At 26.8% G+C, this 22,696-nt stretch carries 24 protein-coding genes; 6 read left to right on the top strand and 18 right to left on the bottom strand.

Annotation, left to right across the window (positions count from 1 at the left end; genetic code table 11):
• Positions 1 to 38 precede the first annotated feature (38 nt).
• Together HMPREF1092_RS08155 and HMPREF1092_RS08160 are read right to left on the bottom strand one after the other, a co-directional pair.
• The gene (locus tag HMPREF1092_RS08155) at positions 39 to 1,784 is read right to left on the bottom strand and encodes a phosphoenolpyruvate carboxykinase (ATP) (protein ID WP_002598182.1); all 1,746 of its coding nucleotides are present in this window, start codon (positions 1,782 to 1,784) and stop codon (positions 39 to 41) included.
• Between the two features lie 284 nt (positions 1,785 to 2,068).
• The gene (locus HMPREF1092_RS08160; RefSeq protein ID WP_002598183.1) at positions 2,069 to 2,539 is read right to left on the bottom strand and encodes an FMN-binding protein; all 471 of its coding nucleotides are present in this window, start codon (positions 2,537 to 2,539) and stop codon (positions 2,069 to 2,071) included.
• 164 nt (positions 2,540 to 2,703) lie between these two features.
• Here HMPREF1092_RS08160 and HMPREF1092_RS08165 point away from each other — a divergent pair, with 164 nt between their 5' ends.
• The gene (locus tag HMPREF1092_RS08165) at positions 2,704 to 3,102 is read left to right on the top strand and encodes a NusG domain II-containing protein (protein WP_002598184.1); all 399 of its coding nucleotides are present in this window, start codon (positions 2,704 to 2,706) and stop codon (positions 3,100 to 3,102) included.
• A 3-nt stretch (positions 3,103 to 3,105) separates the two neighbouring features.
• Entirely contained in the window at positions 3,106 to 3,621 is a 516-nt protein-coding gene (locus HMPREF1092_RS08170) for a Gx transporter family protein (RefSeq protein ID WP_002598185.1), read from the top strand.
• A gap of 126 nt (positions 3,622 to 3,747) precedes the next feature.
• On the opposite strand, the gene HMPREF1092_RS17750 is transcribed toward HMPREF1092_RS08170, so the two are convergent.
• From HMPREF1092_RS17750 to HMPREF1092_RS08230, 13 genes are all read right to left on the bottom strand, one after another.
• A complete protein-coding gene (locus HMPREF1092_RS17750; RefSeq protein ID WP_002598186.1) occupies positions 3,748 to 4,089 on the bottom strand; it encodes a GyrI-like domain-containing protein in 342 nt (113 codons plus the stop codon).
• Between the two features lie 35 nt (positions 4,090 to 4,124).
• Positions 4,125 to 4,397, bottom strand: coding sequence for a GyrI-like domain-containing protein (locus tag HMPREF1092_RS17755; RefSeq protein WP_002598187.1), 273 nt, complete (start codon positions 4,395 to 4,397; stop codon positions 4,125 to 4,127).
• Between the two features lie 107 nt (positions 4,398 to 4,504).
• The gene (locus HMPREF1092_RS08180; RefSeq protein WP_002598188.1) at positions 4,505 to 5,335 is read right to left on the bottom strand and encodes an ABC transporter substrate-binding protein; all 831 of its coding nucleotides are present in this window, start codon (positions 5,333 to 5,335) and stop codon (positions 4,505 to 4,507) included.
• A complete protein-coding gene (locus HMPREF1092_RS16960; protein WP_002598189.1) occupies positions 5,335 to 6,264 on the bottom strand; it encodes a prenyltransferase in 930 nt (309 codons plus the stop codon). Before HMPREF1092_RS16960 ends, HMPREF1092_RS08180 begins: the two co-directional genes overlap by 1 nt.
• Positions 6,265 to 7,095: a carbohydrate ABC transporter permease gene (locus tag HMPREF1092_RS16965; RefSeq protein ID WP_002598190.1), complete on the bottom strand. Its 831-nt coding sequence runs from the start codon at positions 7,093 to 7,095 to the stop codon at positions 6,265 to 6,267.
• A complete protein-coding gene (locus tag HMPREF1092_RS08195) occupies positions 7,085 to 7,960 on the bottom strand; it encodes a carbohydrate ABC transporter permease (protein ID WP_002598191.1) in 876 nt (291 codons plus the stop codon). Before HMPREF1092_RS08195 ends, HMPREF1092_RS16965 begins: the two co-directional genes overlap by 11 nt.
• A complete protein-coding gene (locus HMPREF1092_RS08200; protein WP_002598192.1) occupies positions 7,950 to 9,242 on the bottom strand; it encodes an ABC transporter substrate-binding protein in 1,293 nt (430 codons plus the stop codon). The genes HMPREF1092_RS08195 and HMPREF1092_RS08200 overlap by 11 nt, the downstream gene beginning before the upstream one ends.
• A gap of 4 nt (positions 9,243 to 9,246) precedes the next feature.
• A complete protein-coding gene (locus tag HMPREF1092_RS08205; protein ID WP_002598193.1) occupies positions 9,247 to 10,311 on the bottom strand; it encodes an ABC transporter ATP-binding protein in 1,065 nt (354 codons plus the stop codon).
• A gap of 12 nt (positions 10,312 to 10,323) precedes the next feature.
• Positions 10,324 to 11,292 (bottom strand): polyprenyl synthetase family protein, encoded by a 969-nt coding sequence (locus HMPREF1092_RS08210; protein WP_002598194.1) that lies wholly within the window; start codon positions 11,290 to 11,292, stop codon positions 10,324 to 10,326.
• A 66-nt stretch (positions 11,293 to 11,358) separates the two neighbouring features.
• A complete protein-coding gene (locus HMPREF1092_RS08215; protein WP_002598195.1) occupies positions 11,359 to 13,341 on the bottom strand; it encodes an FAD-dependent oxidoreductase in 1,983 nt (660 codons plus the stop codon).
• A 251-nt stretch (positions 13,342 to 13,592) separates the two neighbouring features.
• Positions 13,593 to 14,441, bottom strand: coding sequence for a LysR family transcriptional regulator (locus tag HMPREF1092_RS16475; protein ID WP_002598196.1), 849 nt, complete (start codon positions 14,439 to 14,441; stop codon positions 13,593 to 13,595).
• A gap of 11 nt (positions 14,442 to 14,452) precedes the next feature.
• Complete coding sequence (locus HMPREF1092_RS08225; protein WP_002598197.1) at positions 14,453 to 15,475, bottom strand: FAD:protein FMN transferase; 1,023 nt, start codon at positions 15,473 to 15,475, stop codon at positions 14,453 to 14,455.
• A gap of 277 nt (positions 15,476 to 15,752) precedes the next feature.
• Positions 15,753 to 16,469, bottom strand: a complete 717-nt coding sequence (locus tag HMPREF1092_RS08230) for a lysophospholipid acyltransferase family protein (RefSeq protein ID WP_002598198.1) — start codon at positions 16,467 to 16,469, stop codon at positions 15,753 to 15,755.
• A 105-nt stretch (positions 16,470 to 16,574) separates the two neighbouring features.
• Between HMPREF1092_RS08230 and HMPREF1092_RS08235 the strand changes: the two genes are divergently transcribed.
• Positions 16,575 to 17,429: a ComEC/Rec2 family competence protein gene (locus HMPREF1092_RS08235; RefSeq protein ID WP_002598199.1), complete on the top strand. Its 855-nt coding sequence runs from the start codon at positions 16,575 to 16,577 to the stop codon at positions 17,427 to 17,429.
• Between the two features lie 65 nt (positions 17,430 to 17,494).
• Here the strand turns inward: HMPREF1092_RS08235 and HMPREF1092_RS08240 are convergent, their stop codons facing one another.
• Together HMPREF1092_RS08240 and HMPREF1092_RS08245 are read right to left on the bottom strand one after the other, a co-directional pair.
• Positions 17,495 to 18,157 carry a ribonuclease H-like domain-containing protein gene (locus tag HMPREF1092_RS08240; protein WP_002598200.1) on the bottom strand — a complete coding sequence of 221 codons (663 nt, stop codon included), beginning with the start codon at positions 18,155 to 18,157 and terminating at the stop codon, positions 17,495 to 17,497.
• A gap of 14 nt (positions 18,158 to 18,171) precedes the next feature.
• Positions 18,172 to 18,903 (bottom strand): HAD-IB family hydrolase, encoded by a 732-nt coding sequence (locus HMPREF1092_RS08245; RefSeq protein ID WP_002598201.1) that lies wholly within the window; start codon positions 18,901 to 18,903, stop codon positions 18,172 to 18,174.
• A gap of 220 nt (positions 18,904 to 19,123) precedes the next feature.
• Between HMPREF1092_RS08245 and HMPREF1092_RS08250 the strand changes: the two genes are divergently transcribed.
• The 3 genes from HMPREF1092_RS08250 to HMPREF1092_RS08260 all read left to right on the top strand — a co-directional run bounded on the left by HMPREF1092_RS08250 (position 19,124) and on the right by HMPREF1092_RS08260 (position 21,415).
• Positions 19,124 to 19,342, top strand: a complete 219-nt coding sequence (locus tag HMPREF1092_RS08250) for a FeoA family protein (protein WP_002598202.1) — start codon at positions 19,124 to 19,126, stop codon at positions 19,340 to 19,342.
• Positions 19,343 to 19,452: 110 nt separating this feature from the next.
• Complete coding sequence (gene feoB / locus HMPREF1092_RS08255) at positions 19,453 to 21,216, top strand: ferrous iron transport protein B (RefSeq protein ID WP_002598203.1); 1,764 nt, start codon at positions 19,453 to 19,455, stop codon at positions 21,214 to 21,216.
• Between the two features lie 16 nt (positions 21,217 to 21,232).
• On the top strand, positions 21,233 to 21,415 hold the full coding sequence (locus tag HMPREF1092_RS08260; RefSeq protein ID WP_002598204.1) for a FeoB-associated Cys-rich membrane protein: 183 nt from the start codon (positions 21,233 to 21,235) through the stop codon (positions 21,413 to 21,415).
• Between the two features lie 122 nt (positions 21,416 to 21,537).
• Here the strand turns inward: HMPREF1092_RS08260 and HMPREF1092_RS08265 are convergent, their stop codons facing one another.
• The gene (locus tag HMPREF1092_RS08265; protein WP_002598205.1) at positions 21,538 to 22,647 is read right to left on the bottom strand and encodes an AI-2E family transporter; all 1,110 of its coding nucleotides are present in this window, start codon (positions 22,645 to 22,647) and stop codon (positions 21,538 to 21,540) included.
• Positions 22,648 to 22,696: the final 49 nt, after the last annotated feature.

Genomic DNA, 22,696 nt, shown 5'->3' on the forward strand with positions numbered 1-22,696 from the left:
ATCTTAAAATTTCTTTTAAGATGTCTTTCTTTTATATATTATAATTTTTTAATTTCTTCAAATAATTCTAATGCAGCTTTTCTTGGTCCTGTTTTTTCTTGTCCTTTTACGCCTAAACAAGTTTTTATTTGACCAACTTTAACTTTTCCTTTAAACATTGCATTAAAGTACTTATCTAATAATATATCTGTTTCTTTCTCTTTTTGTGCTGGTCCAAATGGATTTGCAAAATAACTTTCAACTAATCCTTTTTCACTTGTAGTTCCTTTAGCCATTCTTGCTCCTGCTCTAAATACTTTTATAGCTTCTTGTGGAGTATTAAAATAATCAATTGAAGGCTCCCCTTCTTCTACTTTTGTATAGTTATTTGCATAGTAGAAAAGATCTACTTCATATCCTTTAATAATCTCTTTATACGGTGCAACTGGCATAACAAGTCTTGCATTAACTTTATCTGGATTCATAAATATACTTCTATCTATTTCTTTAAATGCATATCCTTGATCTAGGTCATCAAGCCTTACAAATGCTCCTATTTCAGTTCCGTATCCTTTAATTTTTCCATCTTCTAATTTGAAAGTTCCCATATCATCAAAAAGAATTGTCATATCTGAAATATAGTCTTCACTTAAAGTTCTAAGAGCTTCTAAACTTTCTGATTTACCTGCTCCACTATCTCCCATTATTACAACATTTGCTGTTTTTCCATTCTTTAATGTTATATTAACCATTGCTCCGTGTATTGGTAAATTTCCATTTTTAATCATCTTTAAGTTATGAAGAGTTAATGTCATTTTCTTTAAATATCCAAAATAATCTACATCTTCTGTGTAATTAACATATCCTAGCATAATGTCATTTTTCTCATCATTATAGAATACAGTTTTGGCATCTCCTTCGCTGTCTTTAGCTCCATAAATATAAATTAAATCTGGTTTTTTACCTCTACATTCATCTTTTCTCGCCATTTCAAAAAGGTTTGACATAGTTATTCCATGTGCCATAAAATCTCTATGGAAATAAACATAAGCTAAAAGTTCCCCAACCTTTGCAGGATAGCAATACCAGTGGTCTCTATCTAATTTTGTATATTTTAATGGGTTTTCATCTATTTCTGAAAACATTCCTGTTCTTGTATTTCTTTTAGGATATGTTATAAATGGAGTTTCTAAAAGTATACTATCTATAAATGGTATTCTCTCTAATTTTTCATATCCATTTGGAACTGGCCATAAAACTTCATTTATCATGATACATGAGTTTCCACCTGCTGGTATTTGTCTAAATACTTTTGGCTCTTTTCCTAATATATTTTTTTCTATTTTTCTATAAAACTTTAATATAAGCTTTGATAATCCATCATTTGCTTCAGTAAAACTCATAGCAGCTAAACCTGAAGATTTTTTTCCACCATGTATTAAAGTATATCTTTCAAGTCTTCTCCAGAATAAATATAATTCTTCAATTAATAAAATTGCTTTATCTTTATCTTCTAAAAAATTTCCATATTTATTATTTAACTCTTTAATATCTTTTAAATCAAGAACAGTTAAATACTTAAATATTTTTAATAAATCTCTTCTAAGTTCTACAGCATCATTTGTTTCTAAAGCTGTTGTTAAATATCTATAACTCAAAGTATTTTTCTTTTCTATTTTTTTTATAAAAGCATCTACTACTCTTCTAAATCCTTCACTCTCTAAAAGTGATTCAAAATTAGAGCAGTATTTAGTTGTAAAATTTATTATTACTTTATCATTACTCATTGAAAAATCTCGTTGCATTCGTATGCCCCCTTTTTGAAATTTTAATATATTTAAAATTGCATTTTTCTTTTATTTTCTTCGATTTATTGTAATTATATCACAACTTATGAAAGTTTGTGAATATATTTTTTGCATTTTTCTAACATTAAAGCTTTACACCACAACATTTGACATTTTAACCTAAACTAATTTTTTTTATGTACTCTTTTTTAAATAATATTTTCAAAATTTCATATTTTTATTTTTCTTTACATAAACAAAAAAGCAGATTTGTATATACAAATCTGCTTTAACAATCTATATTATTTTTTTATTTCTATAGTTTCTTTATCTGTTTTACCAGCTTCAGCATTTTCTATAGCTTTTTTGAATAATTGCTTAGCTTGAGCTGTTGAACCAGTTGCTCCAGTTACTCCATCAATTTCATGATTTTGAGCTGATACTACTTGATTTTCAAATTCAACTTCAAAAGTTTCTGGACTAGTTTTAGCTACTTCTTTCATTTGAGCATTATATTCTTTATTTTCCCTCTTATTACCTTCTTTAGTAAATTCGTTATATTTAGCTTCAGTTATTTTCCCATCTTTAACTGTTATTGAAACTTTTGCTCCACCATCTTTATCGTCTTTAGTGTCTACTTCATAAGTTCCATCTTTCATAGTTTGTTTTGTAGCTTCTTGCGGTTTTTCTTCTGGCTTATCTGAACCTCCACAAGCTACTAGTGACATAGCCATCATTGCTGAGCATAATACTAATACTAATTTCTTTTTCATTTTTTCTCCCCCTATGTATACTATACTTACACTAAGGATTATACCTCAATTCTTATCCCTTATATTAATATATATTTTCTATGCTATATAGCTTTTTTCTATTACCACACACTGCTATTTATATTATAAAATTTAATTATATTAATATTATTAGGAGAAAGTCATTGAAAAGCCTTAAATTGTTAAAAAAATTCGATATTATTATTATTATTTGTTTAATTATACTATCTTTTTCTCCTCTGTTTATCTTTAATATTGCATATTCAAAGGAGAATAAAGCTAAATACATAAATATTTCTGTTGATGGAAAAATAATCGAAACATTAGATATAACTAAAAACGGAGAACATATTATAAATACGCCTTCTGGGAATAATACTATATCAATTAAAGATGGTGTTGTTTCTATGATAGAGGCTGACTGTAAGGATGATGTTTGCGTTAAAACTCCAGCAATATCAAAGTCATTCCAAAGTATAATTTGTCTTCCACATAAATTAATAGTAGAAATTAGAGGAAAGGAAGAAAATCATTCAGATGATGATATGATTTTTTCATATTAAATTATGTTTAAAAGAAAAACTTCAAAAATGGTTTATATGTCACTTTTAATTTCACTTGCATTAATACTTTTTACAGTTGAAAGATCAATTCCTACTCCATTTTTAACTCCTGGAGCTAAGCTTGGACTTGCTAATCTTATAATAATGATAAGTATATATACACTAGACAGTTATAAAGAAGCTTTTATAGTTTTAGTTCTTAGGATAATATTATCAACTATGTTTGGTGGAGGATTGTCTACACTTTTATATAGTATTTCCGGTGGAATTTTAAGCTTTACAGTAGCCATAATATTAAAAGAGTTATTTAAAGATAAAGTATCAATAATTGGAGTTAGCGCAGCTGCTGCTTTCTTCCATAATGTTGGACAACTTATAGTTGCTTCATTAATTTTAGAAAATATAGGAGTATTTTTATATCTTCCTGTTTTATCTTTTATTGGAATAATAACAGGAATCTTTATAGGAATATGTTCAAATTATTGTTTAGTACATTTAAAAAAACTTAGACTTGCATAATGCTTGTCTAAGTTTTTTTGTTTTCAATAGAATTATAAAGTAATATTATTTTCTAATTATATTTTTATATAATATTTTTATTAAATCTATAAATTATATTTTTACTTAATTAACTAAAATCATAAATTAATTTGTCTTTTTATTAACTCTATATCTTAAAACTGTCTTTAGTTTTTCTGCTGATACTTTTCTTGCATCTGAAAGATAAATTTCTCTATGCACTAGTGAAGCTATTTCTAAATTATTTTCTTCAATAAATTTTTTCATTTCTTTAAATGTCCTTTCTTCATTATTAAATGTCCTTTCTTCATTATCATAAGAACCTAAATGCAACATTTGTACTGATAATCCATCTTTAATTTCTTCAAAATTTACATTATCTACTGCTAAATTTGGTTTCTTTTTTCTAACCTGTTCTTTTGCAAGCTCTAATACCTCTTCTGTTACGAAATCTGGTTGTCTAATCATAATTTTATATACTAAACAATCCTTATTTAATTCTTTTAATTTTTTCCTTCATCAGTTAAGTCCCATAATCCTTCTAATGGATAAACTGTATATTCAAAATATCCATCTGGTATATATCCCTTTTTAGGCATCATTTTAATTTCATAAGCTAATGAATATAGTACTTCTACCTTCTTTGCAAATTCATCTTCATTTGGATTTCCTTTTCCCGTTATAGTAATATACTTAAAATTTTGTACATCTATAATTTCAGGTTTCTTTTTTGGAACATATATATCTTTTTCATGTTTTCTCCACTCGTGTTTCATTTTCTCTATTACCTCTCACTATAATTTTCTTTTAATATTATAAATAATTATATAATATTTTTTACTAAATAAAATAGAGATAGCCTTTTGGCAATCTCTACTTTACCTTATAATATTTCAGGAGACTTATTATAATAAGCATTTCTATACTTATTTTTTATCTCTCCAGTTTTAATCATCCATTCTTGACAAAGATTATAATCTTCTTCTCTAACTTGTCCTTCTTTTTCGAATTTAAAATTTAAAGCAATTTCTATATGTTCTTCATCATAATTCATATGCTCTTTTAAAAATTTTCTTTTTTCTTCTTCTAGCATATTATTATAAATATTATTTGCTTCTCTTAAAACTTTATGAAATATTTTAACCTCTTCTTTGTTTTTTTCATAGTGTTCCCTTTTAAAGCACCACATAACTAAGTTCTTATCTGAATTTTTTAAACTCCAAACTCTTTTGCCTAAATCTCTATTTTCAATTTCATCTATAAATGGCTCTATTGCTATTAGTCCATCTATCTTTTTTTTCTTTAAAGCTTCTATCCTTTCATAAGTATTATTTATCCATACTATTTCTGGATTTTTAAGCTTATCTTTTAAATCATTTTCCATAAATAATCTAAAAAGTCCTGTTCTATTTACTCCTATTTTTAAATTTTCATCTTTAAATGATTTATCTTTTCTTAAAAGTAAATGAATAGTTCTACTTAAATTTGATGTTATTACTGAATCTATTCCCTTCTCTAAAGCATAAAAGAAAAATGTTAAATCTCCCATCATGCAATCAGATTCACCTGTAGTATAAGGATTTTTTCCTTTAAATAAAAAATCCTCTTCGTAATTTATAGAAACATTTATTTTGTTTTCTTTATAAAGCCCTAAAACTTCTGAAAGAACTACTGGTATTGTTAAAGGATTCTTTTTTATTATAAAAACTTTCATTATATTAATCCTCCTATTAAAAAGATTACAAATCCTAATGACATTAAAAGGTTAAAGCTGTATATAAGAAGTAGTGGTCTTGGTCCCCATTCTTTAGCCATTTCTTTATAGGGTGCTTTTATCTTTTTATAATCTTTATACCATTTTACATATCCAAAATAATACATACAAAAAGTCCCTATAAGAAATAGTGCTATATTTATATATCCTAATACTGTAAGTGATACTAAAGAAAAAAACATTAATATTCCTTCTGGTAATATTATTTTTATTGAATTTTCAAATCCTATAACATGAGGAAGAGTTACTCTATGTACTTTATCTTTGTTATAATCTGATGTATTATTTGCAGCCATTAAAAATATAGTCATAAACACTCCTATTACAGCATATAAAATTACTCCTAAATTTAACTCTCCTAATTGTATATAAGCTGATACAAGGCTACTAACGCCGCCAACAAATATTCCTGATACAAGTTCTCCCACTGGATAAACTATATAAGGCTTAGGTCCTAAAGAATAGCAAATTGCAGCTAAAGCACTTAAAATACCTATTAAAAGTATAAGCAAATCTTTTGTTATAAAAACTATTAAAAGCCCTGAGGCTCCTCCTAATATAAAGAAAATTAAAAGTGCAATTATTGCATCAATAAGCTTTGCATCCCCTCTTGAAAGTCCTTCACTTCCTTTATGTCCTGTCATAGTTTCATCTGTTTCTTCATTTTTTAAATAACCTCTAATTTCATTTGCAACATTTGCAACTATATTAAAACTAAATCCAGATATAAACATTAAAACTAATAAAGGTATATTTAAATCACCTTTTAAATAAGCTCCAAAAAGCCCTGCACTTAAGACTGGAAGTCCTGTTGCAAAACCTGTTCTCATTTCTATAACTGTATATACTCTCTTAAAAAAATCTTTCATTTACCCTTTCACACTTCCTTCCATTATCCCATTGTATATTCTTTTTTGTAAAAATATAAAAAATATAATCATTGGGATAATACTTAAAACAATTCCGGCACATATTACATTCCATTCTATTTTACTTGTTGACATAAATCTAAATACAGTTGTTGAAACAGTATTTAATCCTTCTTTTGGCATATATAAAAATGGAATATAAAAATCATTATAAATACTTATTGTCTTTAAAAGGCATACAGTAAATGTTGCTGGTCTTACTATAGGAAAAATTACTTTTCTATATAGATAAAACATACTTCCACCTTCTAATATGACTGCTTTATCAATATCCTTTGGAACTTTCTCTAACATTTGCATATAAATATAAAGTGTAAGCATATCAGCTCCTATATAAAGTAAAATTGGAGCAATACGCGTGTTATAAAGTCCCATTCCATTTATTATCTTAAAAGTTGCAACTTGTGAAACTTCTATTGGAACTATTGATACTAAAAGAAATATTCCTAAAATCAATTTTTTATATTTAAAGTTAAATCTATTTAATGCAAAAGCTAATATAGAACCTATAAATACGCTTCCGCAAACTCCAAAAACAACAAGTATAAATGTATTAAAAAATCCACTTAAAAGCTTTCCTTCTATTAAAACTCGTTTATAATTATCAAAAGATAAGCTACTTGGAGGAGCTATTCCATTTGTGCTATTAAATTCACTATAAGATTTAAAAGAACCAAACATTACAGTTATTAAAGGAAATAATATAACTAATGTCCATAAAATCAATATTCCATATTTAAATAAATTAGAAATTACTTTTTTACTTTTCATTTTTATCTCCTTTAACAACAGTTTTTCTTATAATCATTATTGAAATTAATATTAAACTTAAAATAACTGCCATAGCTGAAGCCATACCAAACTCTTTATCTTCGAAAGCTACTTTCATTGTTTTAAGTAAAAAAGTGCTTGTACCATTTGAACCATCTGTCATAATCATAGGAATATCAAATACAGAAACTACTCCTATGAAAAGCATTATAAAATTTATTTTTATAGAGGTTTTTATGTTTGGAATTATTACATGAAAAACTTTTTGTATAAGCCCTCCTCCTTCTATTTCTAATACTTTAAATTGTTCTATTGGTATAGATTGCATTGCACAAAAATACAGTATAAAACTCATTCCTGTATATCTCCAAAGCGAAATAAATGAAAGAGTCCAATTCACTATTTTAGGATCTCCTAACCAATATCTTATATTTTCTTCAAGTCCTATTAATGTTAAAACTCCATCTAAAGTTCCATTAGGAGCAAAGAACACTCTAAATATCATTGATATAGCAACTCCGCTTATAAGTACTGGAAATAAAAATATACCTTTAAAAAATCCTTTAAATTTAGTTTTTGAATAAAGAATAAGAGCTAAAATAAATCCAATTATTATCTGTAATAACCCAGATACTAAATAATAAAAACAATTTTTAAAAACTTCTAAATATTTTTCACTTGTTAGAATTTTTATATAATTATCAAAATAAACTATTTCTTTTGTCTGAGATATTCCATTCCATTCTGTAAAGCTATAATAAATTAAGCATATTATAGGTATTAATCCAAATAAAATTACTAATATTAAAGGCAAAGAAAGAAAAGCAATCAATGCTTTTCTTTCTCCATTTAATTTATTTTTCATTATTTTTTACAGCCTTTTCCCACTTAACTTCTGAACTTTTTACAAATTCATCATAGCTTTCATTATCATTTGGATATAATCCTATATTTATAGTTTTTTGAAGTACTCCATTTAATCTTGCTACATCCGCTTCTTTAGCTATTTTTGTATATTTCATATCAACTTCTGGATCAACTTGTGGAGCTGTCAACACTACATTATTATTTTTTAATGCAGTTAATTGCTCTTTATCTAATGAATCAATTTTTGGAGAAAGTCCTGCTAAATTTTCTGCATATCCACTTTCACTTGAAGATATAAATTCTAGAAATGCTTTTGCAGTTTCTTTATTTTCACTATTTTTATTTATTCCTACAACTTCTGGTGCTCCAAAAGCAATAGTTGTTTCCCCATTAAATTTAACTGGGAATGGAGCTATTTTTATGCTTTCTTTATTTTTAGCCATTTCTCTTATTTCAACAAGCTCTTGTGAACCCATCATAAACATTGCAACTTTGCCATCTGCAAGCATTTGTTGAGATTTTCCGTAATCACCTGTAATAGGATCTTCTTCAGTAAGCCCTTTACTAGTTAAAGCGTAGAATAAATCCATTACTTGTCTTATAGGTTGTCCACTTTCAAAAGCTGTTCCTTTATCTAAAGTATCTTTTCTATAATCTTCTCCTCCATATGAAGTTAAAGCACCACCCCATACTCCAAGAGTATTATTATAATTTGTATAGAATGGAATCGCATCTGTATTTTTCTTTATCTTTTCACATACTTCTACCATTTCTTCTAATGAAGTAGGCATTTTCTCTACTCCAGCTTCTTTTAAAACATCTTCATTATAAATAATTCCAAGTGAATTTAAAGCAGTTGGAATTCCATAAGCTATTCCATCATAATCTGCTTCAGTAACATCTATATATTCTTTTTCTAACTCTTCTACTTTTCCAAGAGGTTCAAAGAAATCTGCATATTCTTTTGGATTTGCATTCATACTAAATGGAATAAATAATACATCTCCATAATCCTTAGTATTCATTCTAGTTCTTATATGATTGTCATAATCGCTTGATGATTCAAAAACTACATCTTCTACTTCAGGATATTTTTCTTTAAATTTCTTTTCTACCTCCTCAAAAACTTTTTCTCCATCAACTCTGTTTGTAACTACTGTGATTTTCCCTTTTACTTTAACCTTTTCTTCTTTATCATTTTCTTTAGCACCACATCCAGCTAAAACTCCTGTAAAAACCATAGTTGATAATAATAATCCAGTTATTAACCTTTTTTTCATTCCCCTAATCTCTCCTTAAATTCTCATTAGTATTTTGGTCAAAAATATTTATTTTATCTAAGTTGAAACTTATACCAACAGTTCCACCTAGCTTATAACTTAAATCTTTATTTGTTTTAACTTTCAATATTTTATTTTTTAATTCTATCTCTGTTATATATTCTCCACCTAAATAAACAGAACCTACAACATTTCCTTTTATGTTTGAATCATTTTTTAATTCTATGTCTTCTGATCTAATTCCTAAAATATAATTTCCATCTTTTATATATGAAAATTTATCTGTTTCTATAGTTCCTATTTCTTCTAGAAAAAATTTATTACTTTCTTTTTTTATATCTAAAAAATTCATTTTTGTTTTCCCTATAAATTCTGCTACAAATTTATTTTTTGGTTTATCATAAATTTCTTTACCTGTACCTATTTGCATAATTACCCCCTTATTTAAGATAACTAATCTATCTGATATAAGAATTGCTTCTTCTTGATCATGGGTAACATAAAGAGTAGTTCCCTTTATTTCTCTATTTAGATTTACAATTTCTGAGCAGGTTTCCATCCTAAGTTTATAATCAAGATTTGATAAAGGTTCATCCATTAAAAAAAGCTTTGGATTTCTAACTATTCCTCTACCAATAGCTACTCTTTGTCTTTGTCCTCCAGAAAGTTCTTTAGGCTTTTTATAAAGCACATCTTCTAATTGAAGAATCTTCGCTGCCCAAAGAGTTTTTTCCTTTATATCTTTCTTTTTTTCTTTTCTTATTTTCATTCCAAATGAAATATTTTCATAAACATTTAAATGTGGCATAAGAGCATAATTTTGAAATATCATTGATATGTCCCTATCTTTTGGTTCTTTACCTTCTAAATTTTCACTATCAATAATTATTTCTCCACTATCAGGTTTTTCAAAACCACATATGAGTTCTAAAAGTGTAGATTTTCCACTTCCACTTGGACCTAATACTGAAACTATCTCACCTTTTTTAATTACAAAACTAATATTCTTTAAAGCTTCTGTTTCTTTATATTTTTTACTTATATTTTTAAAAACAATATAATTATTCAAAACTTTTACCTATTATTGTTCTCTACTAAGCATATTCTTAGTTATTTCCATCAATATGTCTCTATATTCATTTTCAGGTAAACTAAGTATATTTTTAAAAGCTTTATTAGAATACTTATTTGCTATTTCCATAGATTTTTCTATTCCACCATTTTCTTTTATTAAATCTATTATTTCTAAAATTTCTTCTTTAGAATACTCTTCTTCTTTAAGAACCTTATCAAAGGCTTCCTTATTATTTCTTAATGCTATAAGAAGTGGAAGAGTATACACTCCCTCCAGTAGGTCATTTCCTACAGCTTTTCCTGTTTTATTTGAATCTCCAGTTAAATCTAAAATATCATCAATTATTTGAAATGCCATTCCTATGTTATGACCAATCTCCCAAAATAGTCTTGAAGTTTTTTTATCACATCCACTTTCAATTGCTCCTATATAAAGACTTAGAGAAAATAACTCCGCTGTTTTTCCTGATATTCTCTTTAAATAATCTTTTATAGTTATGTCCTTTTTATACCTTGAATTTAATTGTTCAACTTCTCCTAAACAAATTCTAGACATAACTTTTGTATCTATTTGAATATCTCTTTTAAGGGAAGATGTACTCCCAAGTGTTTTAAAGCAAAGACAAAATAAATAATCACCTATGTATACTGCATAATTTTTACCATATTTAGACTGTATTGTTCTTTTTCCTCGTCTAAGTTCTGCATCATCTATAACATCATCATGTACAAGTGTAGCCATATGAAACATCTCAACTACTGAACCAAGTGCTATTGCTCTTTCTTCTTCATATTCTCCAAATTTTGAGGCTAAAACTGTAAAGCCTGGTCTTAACATTTTTCCACCAGATTCAACTAGTTCTACTATACTATTTTCAATAACTTTATCCTTACATTTTGCATTTTTTATTATATTTTTTTTTATTTTCTCTACTTCTCTACCTATTTCAGGATAATTATTCCAAAAGCTTTTCATCTCTTCCCCCTCGTTTTATTTTAAGAGCTTTAAGTTTATTAAACCTAAAGCTCTATTTTTATTTTTTTATTTATTATTAGATGTTTCCATAGTTTCTATTTCATATGCTGAAACTTCACTTAATCCATGTCCATGTATATCATAGATTGGCTCTCTTTTCCCCATCCAGAAGTTACCCACGAGTTTATTTATCCAAGGCATTACATAATAATCAAGCCCAAAAGTTCTTCCTGCTCCACACATTAATGCAACGCTTCCAAAAGTAAACCAAAGAATATCAAATCCAGCCATAGCTGAGAATATAAAGTTTACTGTCATAAACGCTGAAGCTGCACTTGCTAAGAAAGTAAATAATCCAGCAATTAAACAAAGACCTATTCCAATTTCAAGTAAAACAACTACTCTTTGAGCCCAAACTGCAATTTCTGCATTTGGCATAAATATTTGCATAATTGATTCATAGAATTTTGGCATAGTTTCAAAAATTGGTTTTGGCATATTTGCTGCAGCATCTGTAGTTGCTGATGCTCCTGAAACTGTATCTTGAAGCCATTCAAATGGCATTTTCACATTCCCCATTTTCATCCAACTATCCCAACCAATAGTTAAATTATCACTTAAAGAATTTGCATAAACACTAACACTATCAATTAATCCATTTGTTGAATTTGCTGCACTTTGAGCTGTATCAAAAGCTTTTGTCCAAGTTTCTTCACCAATTAACTTTTTAAGCCCTTCAAATAACCAAAGGAATCCTATATATACTCTTAAAGGTACAAGCCATAATCTATTTCCTTTTGATGATAAATGCCCTCGCATTATACATCTTCTTTCTTTCATTGAGAAAAATTCATGTTGAAGATAATTATAAACAGCATGTACATTATTTACACTAAATAAATAAACCATATTTATAAGATGTTTCATAACCATTGCAAAGAACCCTGAAAGTTTTATTCCCATTAGGTTTGCAACTCCATATCTTCCACCAATAGATACCATAAATCCATGATAATTTGGCTTGAATTCTACTTTTTCTTTATTTTCTATTGAAGCAATTATATTTTTTGCAGCTGTAACTGCTGTTTGTTCTGCTGCTTCAACTATTTGAGGATTTCCTTTTCCTTCTTTATCTTCAATGTAAGCTAAATCTCCAACTACATAAACACCATCTTTTCCTTCTGCTTCCATGTAGCTATTTGTTTTATATCTTCCAGCTCTAGCTTTTTCCATTTCTAACTCTGATAAATCATTGTTAGCTTGCACACCACAAGTCCATATTAAAGTTTCAGTAGGAAGAATCTTTCCATCCTTAAGCTTTATTGTATTTTTAGTAACTTCTACTATAGGAGAATTTTTTAAGACTTCTACTCCATGCTTAACCATATATTTTTCAGCTTTATCAGCTTGTTTTCTATCAAGCATATTTAGTATAGTTCCCATAGCTTCAACAACTAATAATTTGATTTCTTTTACATCAACTCTATACTTTTTAGCTAAAGTATCTTTCCATTCTAAAAGCTCTCCAGCCATTTCTATTCCAGTAAATCCTGAACCTGCTACTACGAAAGTAAGCATCCTTCTTCTTTTTTCCACATTTCTTTCAAATGAAGCTTCTTTAACTCTATCTTCTATATGACTTTTTATTCTTAAAGCATCATCTAGTGACCATAAAGTAAATCCATTTTCCTTAACTCCAGGAACTCCAAAGAAAGCTGGCTCACTTCCCATTCCTATCATTAAGTAATCATAGTCAAACTCGCCATTTTTAGTTTTAATTTTCTTTTTATCTGTATCTACATTTTCTATTAAATCTACAACTACATTAACTTTAGTTCTATGGAATATTCTAGAAAGTTCAACCTTAACTGATTCTTCTGGAACTCTTCCTCCTGCTACTTCATGTAATTCTGTCATTAATGTATGATATGGATTTTTATCAATTAAAGTAATTTCCACATCATTTTTCTTTTTATACTTTTTGGCTAATTTTTTAGCTGCATGGACACCTGCATATCCAGCTCCTAAAATAACTATTTTAGTTGACATACTCTTTCTTCAATCCCTTCTAAATAAAAGTCTTGTGTTTTCACATGGATTAATTCTATATATATTAAAACCTATTGTCTACTACATAAAATACCTATTTTTTTTATGTATTAATTACTATCCTTTTACGTGAAGCCCCTAATCTATTGACTTTTATCCCCATATATTTTTATTTACCCCCTTTTTCGCTATAAAAATCTTTCATTATATATAACTTTTTTATATGACCCCCTTTCATATTTAAAGTGATATTATTTTAATATTTTAAATAATTTTTCTTTTAATAATCTAATCTTTGCTCTTAATTTATCATCTATATCTTTTCTATAAGAAATATAAAGATTATAGTCTATTTCATATTCATAAAAATTTTGAACTATAAGCTCTCCCTTTAAAACTCTTTCTCTAACATCTGAATAAGGAACTAGTGCATATGTATTATCACTTTCTAAAAAAGCTAATATTGTACTTAAAGAATTACTTTTTAAACCTACCTCTACTTTTTCATCTTTTAATTTTTTTTCAACTTCTTTAGTAAATTTATCATCTAAAAGTCCAATTTTGCTTTCCTTTAATTCTTCTTTAGTCATATTTTTTCTACTAATTAATACTAGCTTGTCTGACCCTATATATTCAGATTTTATATTTTTATCTTCTAATTTTTCATTTCCAATTATTATATCTGATTTTTTATTTATTAATAGTCCCTCTCCATTTATAAATTCCATATTCATATTCACATTGTAATTGTTAAATATACTTCCAAATTGTCCTGCAATAGCTAAAAATATACTATTAGAATAAATACTTGTATTAGTTATTTCTAATTTATTTTTATTTACTCCTTCATTGTTAACCTCTTCATATAAAAGGTCATATAATTCTAGTATCTTTTTAGCATATTCATATACCACTTCTCCTTTTTGTGTTATCTCTACCCCTTTATTACTTCTTTCTAAAAGCTTTCCATTAAATTCCCTTTCTAATTTAAAAAGCTGATGACTAAGTGCTGGTTGAGATATATGAGAATTTTTTGCAACTTTTGATATACTTTTAAACTCTACAACATCATAAAAGTATCTTAAACTTTCTATATTCATAAATTTCCCTCTTATTTTTCTTTAAAATCTTTGTTTATAAGCTCAAATTTATCCTCTATACCATCTGTTAAATAAATGTTCTTGTTAACATCAACAAATATTGCATCTACCCCTTCTAAATTATTTATAAATTTCATCCCCTCATTTATCCCTTTTGTAAATACCAAAGTTGAAAGCGCATCTCCGTCTATAGATTTATCAGAAACTATAGTTACACCTGCTATTTCACTTTCATATGGATATCCTGTCTTAGGATTTAATATATGATGATATTTTTTATCCCCTTTTTCTAAAAATCTCTCATATATTCCTGTTGTAACAATAGATTTATCTTTTACATAAATTGCTCCTACAACATCTCCTCTATCTGAAAATGGATTTTGTACTCCTATTTTCCATGGCTTGTCCTTTTCTTTTTCTCCTAAAACATAAACATTACCACCTAAATCAACTACTGCCTTTTTTACCCCTTCTTCTTTTAAAATCTTTACAATTTCATCTGCAGTATATCCTTTTGCTATACTCCCTAAATCTAATATCATCCCCTTTTTCTTTAAGAAAATTTCTTTTGTTTCCTCATTTATCTCTACATCTTTATAATTTATTTTTGTAAGCTTTTCTTTTATCTCATCTTCACTTGGAACTTTAGCCTCTGGAAGTCCTATACTCCAAAGCTTTACTAAAGGTCCTATACTTATGTCATATCCCCCATTTGAAAGTTTCGAATACTCAATACCCTTTTTTATTATGTAAAAGCTATCATCACTTAGTTTTACACTTTGAATTCCTGCATTTTCATTTAGCTTATCCAACTCTGTTCCAACTTTATTTATACTAACTAAATCTTCAATTTCTTTTACTCTATTAAAAGCTTTATCTAAAACGTATTCATCTCCATCAAATATTTTTATATTTACAACAGTTCCCATAAATAACTCTGTCTTTGACTTAGCTTCTTCTTTTTCTTTACTGCCACACGCGACTAAACCTAAAGAAAAAATTAAAATGCTAACTACTAAAAATAACTTTTTCATATCTCCCCCTATTAATTTTTCTTTAACTTTATTCTACGTTAATATTTTATATCTTTTGTAAACTTTTTGCAACATTTTTATATATTTTATTTAATTTTATAATATTATTTTTCGAAATATCTTTTTAATATAAATTATTTTATAGAAATAAATAAAATTCTATATTATATTGTTCTAAATTAAAAATTATCTCTTTATTAATTTTTAATTTAATAAAAAAGGCTTTTTCATTTTGAAAAAGCCTTTTACATAATATAAATAATAATAATATTTATTTCTAATTTACTTTTATTAAATTTTCTTTTACTCTTTCTTCTAAATATGCTGAAAGATTTTTTTCTTCTTCTTTACTTATCTCATTAGTATAAACAGGTTTTCCAAATACAATAGTAACTTTTCCTTCTCTAAAGCTTCTATTATCTTCAAAACATTTTGATGTTCCATCTATTGAAAATGGAACAACTGGTGCTTTTGCTTTTGTTGCAAGCTTTGCACTTCCTTTTTTAAATTCATGAACTTGTCCATCTTTAGATCTAGTTCCCTCAGGAAATATAACCATATTATATCCATCTTTTATGTATTGTGCTCCTTTTGATATAACCTTTATTGCTTCTCTAGGATTATCTCTATCTAATGGAACACAGTTTGTATTCTTTATCCAAAAACCTAAAATAGGATATTCTAATGCTTCTTTTTTAGCTATAAAACCAATAGTCTTATCATGAAGAGCAGTTTTTAAAACTGGTATGTCTAAGATACTTTGATGATTTCCAACAAAAGCACATGTTTCATTTGGAATATTTTCTTTTCCATGAATTTCTACTTCTATTCCTATTATTTTTAATGTATCTTCACTCCATTTTAAAAATACTTTTTGTGCATATTTAAAAGCTTCTTCTTCTCCAAATTTCTTTTTTATTTTATTAAATTTAAAGCTTTTTGCCCAAAGGCTTATCATACAAAAACCATATCTTATAAATTTTATTACTCTCATATCTTCACCTCATAATTTTTATTTAATTATAATATGTAAATAAAATTAACTCAAATTTAATATTTTGGACATAATTATAATATAATAAAAAATTAGGAGAAATTTATGAAATCAAAACTTAAATTACTATACTTTATTTTTCCATTATTATTTGCACTCTTATTTTTTTCATGTTCAAATAATATTCCTTTAAATAATGATGATTACTTAGTAGTTCATTATTTTGATGTAGGTCAAGGAGATTCTACTTTAATTCAAGTAAATGGGAAAAATATGATTATAGATTCTGGCTCTAGAACAGCTGAAAATAAAATTATTAAATACTTAAATAACTTAAATATAAAGAAAATAGATTATTTAATTTCAACTCATCCCCATGAAGATCATATTGGAAATATGGATGAAATAATTGATTTATTTGAAATTGAAAAATTTTATGCACCTAAAGTAACAACAAATACTACTTCATTTGAAAAAATGATTAAAGCCTTAAAAAGAAAAAATTTAAAAATAAACATTCTTAAAGATGGTACTTCCTCAATAGATTTAGGAAAAAATACTAAAGTATATGTTTTTTCTCCTAAAGAAAATTTAAAAGATGACAATTTAAATAATTACTCTCCTATAATTAAAATACAATTTAAAGATACTTCATTTTTATTTACTGGAGATGCAGAAAAAGAAAATATAAATTATGTATTAAGTAAAAACTATCCAATAGATTCAGATGTATTAAAGCTTGGTCACCATGGCTCCAAAACATCTACAACAAAAGAATTTTTAGAAAAAGTTACTCCTTATATAACCATTGCTTCTTTAGGAGAAAATAATTCTTATGGTCATCCTCATAAAAAAGTACTAGATTTATTAAATTCTTATAATATAAAACTATTCAGAACAGATAAAGATTCTACTATAACTTTAATAAGCAATGGAATTGAAATTAAAAAACTTAAGTAAATTAAAAGAGTGCTAAATATTTTAGCACTCTCTTAATCTAACTATTTTTAACTTTCTAATTCTTTTTAGTCTTCCTCTTTATCTTCTTTTGTTATATATTTTTTCCAATTTAAAAAGATATAATAAAGATTAACAACATCTTGCTCATTGTATAATAGAATTTTTTCTATTTTTTCATAAGGCATTCTTTTTATATAGTCTGAATCTTTTAAGACTTTATAAAAAGTTTTGGCTAAGTTAGAACCACTAATAACTTCACCTTGCCTATGAATATTAAATATTTTCTCCAGATTTTTAAGTCCTATTGATGTTCCCATTTCTCTTTCATAGTACTTCTGTAAATCTATTGAATTAAATTCATCTTCAAAATCAAATTCTATCTTATACTTATTAAATAAATAGTTGATTACTGTAAAATCGTTATTTCCAGAAAAAGTTGATATAGCCCTCTTTCCTTTTTCTTTCATATCCTTGAAATATTTCAAAGCTAATTTTAAGAGATCTTTTATCTCTCTTTTATTTTCAATCATATATTGAGTAGTTAAAAGAGTTCTACTTTCTTTTTCATATACACATGCACCAAAAACACCAATACATTTTGGTTTTTTATATACATAATGCTCTAAATCAAAAAATATAACATCTTCAACTCCTATATTCTCATCACTTTCTAACATAAACTCTTGGCTAACATCATCTATCTCTATCCGATTCTCTTTTATTATCACAGTATCACTCTTTTCTAATTAAATTGAATATCATCTACCTTTAACTTATACGTTACATCTTTTCTCTCAACTATAACATTTATTTTTTCTTTTAACTCTTCATCTTCTAAAACTTTTTTTAATAATTCTTTAGTTGGATTCATGCAAAATGGATTTTCAACCTTTTTAAACATAGTATAATCACCAGCTGTATCTCCATATGCATAACTTTTAGAAAGGTCTATATTATATTTTTCTACTAGTTCATTTATAGCTTTTTCTTTGCTTTCGCTATCCCACATTGGTATAACATCACCAGTATATTTATTTTCTCCATCCACAATATATACAGCACCTTTATAGTCATCAAAACCATATTTATTTGCCATTTCACGAACAAGTTCACTTGGTGAGCCTGAAATAGTTATTAAAATATGATTTTGCTCCTTATGCCATTTTATTCTATCTCTAGTAAAAGTATACACTCTATCACCTTTTTGTTCAATAACTCTATTTGCTATGAATTCTATTTGGTCTTTTGTAAGACCTTTTATAGCTTCTATATATATTTCAATCATTTTTAAAAGATAATTATCATAATCACCTTGTCTCTTATCCCATTTAGTATACTCAGGTTTTACGTCATTAAACCATCTTTCTTGCTCTATAATTTCATATCTTATCATTTTTTTGAATACTTCTGTTATTAAACCTTCTCTATATAAAGTCCCATCTATATCAAAAAATGCTGCTATCCTTTTTTCCATATTTATTTCCTCCTTAGTATATAAATTTTTTATAAGATTTTATTGTTTATATTATCTCATAAACTTAATAAAAAATATTCTTCTTTCTTTAACTATTTATTATTTTCTCATTTTATTTTTTTTATTCATCTTTCAGAAACTTTTTATTGACAATTGTTATCATTTGGCGTATATTGAAATTAAGAAATATGATAGTGATTTTCATTGTGAGGTGCATAATATGAGTTTAAGCGATTTACAAATTGGACAATCTGGAGTAATACAATCTATTAGTGGAAATGAAAAACTAGCTAAAAGACTTTTAGCTCTTGGTTGCTTAGAAGGAACAGAAGTTAAATTAAAAGCTCGTTCTCCTTTTAAAGACCCATTAATAATTACATTTAGAGGATTCGATTTAGCTATAAGAAAAAATGATGCAAAAAATATAATTTTAGCTTAAAAATAAATATATTAATATAAATTTAGTTTTAAATTTTAAAATAATATTATTCAAAATATATTTTTTATGAAACGGCAATTTTTACAAAAGATATTGGAGGAGATTTAATAATGACTACAGTTGCTTTACTGGGTAACCCTAATGTAGGGAAAACTACCCTTTTTAATGCTTTGACTGGTTCTAATCAATATGTTGGGAACTGGCCCGGTGTTACAGTTGAAAAAAAAGAAGGATATTTTAAGGATATAAAGATAGTAGACTTGCCTGGTATCTACGCTATGGATACTTTCTCTAACGAAGAAATAGTATCTAAAGAATTTCTTTTAAGAGATGATGTAGATGTTATATTAAATATAGTTGATGGTTCAAAATTAGACAGAAACCTTTATTTAACAACTCAATTAAAGAAATTTAATAAGCCAATAATATTAGCTGTTAACATGATAGATGTTTTAGAAAGCAATGGCTTCGAAATTGATTTTGAAAAACTTTCATCTGAAATGGATGTTACGGTAGTACCTATATCTGCTGCTAAAAAAAGTGGATTAAAAGAGCTTACAGACATTATAGAGAATAAAAAATGGAAAAGCTCTATTTCAAATGAAAGATTCGATTTTAAATCTGAAAAAGAAGCTTATAAATTTATAGAAAATACTTTAAAAAAATCAATTAATAAATCTGCTTCTATAAAAAAACCAATTTCTGAAAAGTTAGATAAGTTTATTTTACATCCTATCTTAGCTTTTCCTATATTTATAGTAGCTATAGCCCTTATGTTCCAGCTTACTTTTGCTTGGGTTGGACAACCAATTTCTGATTGGTTAGATGGACTTTTAAATGATAGTTTAATTCCTTACCTAAGCCATTTACTTTCAGGAACTTCACCTTGGTTTAGTTCTTTATTAGTTGATGGTATAGTAGCTGGTGTTGGTAGTATCATAGTTTTATTACCAGTTATTCTTACTCTTTTTGCTTGTATAACTTTCTTAGAAGAAAGTGGTTACATGGCTAGAGTGGCTTTTTTAATGGATAAGATAATGAGAAGAATGGGACTTTCAGGAAAAGCATTTATTCCTTTAATAATTGGGTTTGGATGTAATGTTCCTGCAATAATGTCTGCAAGAACTCTTGAAAGTGAAAAAGATAGAAAATTAACAGCACTTTTAGTTCCATTAATGTCTTGTAATGCAAGACTTGCAATTTATTCAGTGTTTGTTTCTATATTCTTTAAAGAACATCAAGGATTAATAGTTGCATCACTTTACTTCTTAAGTGTATTTATTGCTTTTATACTTGGTGTAATATTTAAGAAAACACTTTTCAAAAAACAAGAAGAACCTTTTATAATTGAGCTTCCTTCATATAGTATGCCTCAATTAAGTTCAATTGCTTTACAAGTTTGGGAAAAATGTAAGTCTTTCTTAAAAAAAGCAGGAACACTTATATTTGCAATGAGCGTTTTAATATGGTTCTTATCAAACTTTAATGTAAGTGGTATGGCTTCTGATGTAAATAGTAGCTTCTTAGCTCAAATTGGACAATTTATATCACCAATATTTGCTCCACTTGGATTTGGAAACTGGCAATCAGCTGTTTCACTTCTTTCTGGTTTACTTGCAAAGGAATCAGTAATATCTACAATGCAAATAGTTTATGCTGGAGATTTAAACACAGTATTACCAACATTCTTTACTGCAGTTTCAGCTTATTCATTCCTTGTATTTGTATTACTTTATGTTCCTTGTATTTCAACTATTGGAGCAATGAAAAAAGAATATGGCGCAAAACTTACTACTTTCTCATTCGTATTCCAAACTACATTAGCTTGGGTAGTTGCATTTTTAGTATTCGGAATAGGTTCACTTATAGTGTAGAAAGAAGGTTTTAATTATGGTAGTTCAAATAATTATTGCAGCTTTAATAGTTGCATTCTCAATTTTCATAATATATAAAAACATAAAGAAATCAGCTAAAGGTGGTTGTAATTGTGGAGGCTGTTCAAAATCTAATTGTGCTTCTAGAAATATGACTAACGGAAGCTGTAATATCACCTTAACTAAAAATGATAAATAAAAAAAGTGTCTCAAAATATTTTGAGACACTTTTTCTTTGTAAATTAAAAATAATTTAATACTAAAAAGATTCATAAATAAAAACACTCAGAAAAGTATACTTTTCTGAGTATTTTTTTATTCTTATAATTTACTTACAAACTCTTTATGCTCTGATGTATACTTGTACATTTTTCTATCATAATAAACTTTTAATGTAGCAATTGTTGGTGATGCTAAAAGCATTCCTACTGGTCCAAAGAATCCTCCTCCAATTGTTACTCCAAGTATTATAAAAAATGGTCTAACTCCAACTTTTCCACCTATTAGCTTTGGATCTAAATACCATGCATCGAATTGTTGTACTGCTAAAAGGAATATAAATACTGCTAAAGCTTCCCAAGGTGAAACAAATATACATACTCCTGCTGCTACGATTTCTCCTATAAACGGCCCAAAGTATGGAATCATATTTGTAAATCCAACTATTAAAGCAAGTAAAATTGCATATGGAGCTTTTAAAATAATAAGCCCAATTAAAGCAATTATTGCTATTATAAGAGAATCTAATGCTTTTGTTCCAACATAAAGCCCTATCATTTTATGATAAAGTCTTAAACCTTCTAAAACTTTAAGTGAATACTTTTCTCCAATTATTAAGCTTAAAAGTAGTTTAGCATTGTATATAAGCCTCTCTTTATCTAAAAGAACATAAATAGAAACTAAAAATCCAAAACCAACCATAACTATATTTGCTGTTATATTTAATAGTGATGTTGCTGAACCTTCTAATATATTTACAATAATTACTCCTATTTTACTAGACAAACTTGTTATAGTTTGAAGTACACCTGCATCATTTACAAGAGTAAACAACATTTCATCTTTAAGAGCTGTATTTATCCATCCTTGTACTGTATCCACATAATTTGGAACTTCTTTTGCTATAGAGACAATACTATCTATTAAAGTTGGTATTACAAAAAGCCCTATTATAAATAAAATACCTACAAAAAGTAAATATGTTAATCCTACTGCTAGTCCTCTTTTTAGTTTTAATCGTTTTTCAAAGAGCTTCATTATTGGATTTAATATATATGCTATTATAATGGCATATATAAATGGACTTACAATAGTTATTAACTTTTTAAAGAAAGATAAATATACATTATAATTATCTACTATTTTGTATCCAATAACCGCAACAATTACTAAAATTAGAATATCTAAATATCTAATATTTTTTCTTAACATTACCCCACCCTTTCTTAATTTTCTTTATCTAAGTATAACATATTTTGCC

Origin of the sequence: Clostridium thermobutyricum (genome assembly GCF_000371465.1) — a bacterium.
Lineage (GTDB): Bacteria > Bacillota > Clostridia > Clostridiales > Clostridiaceae > Clostridium > Clostridium thermobutyricum.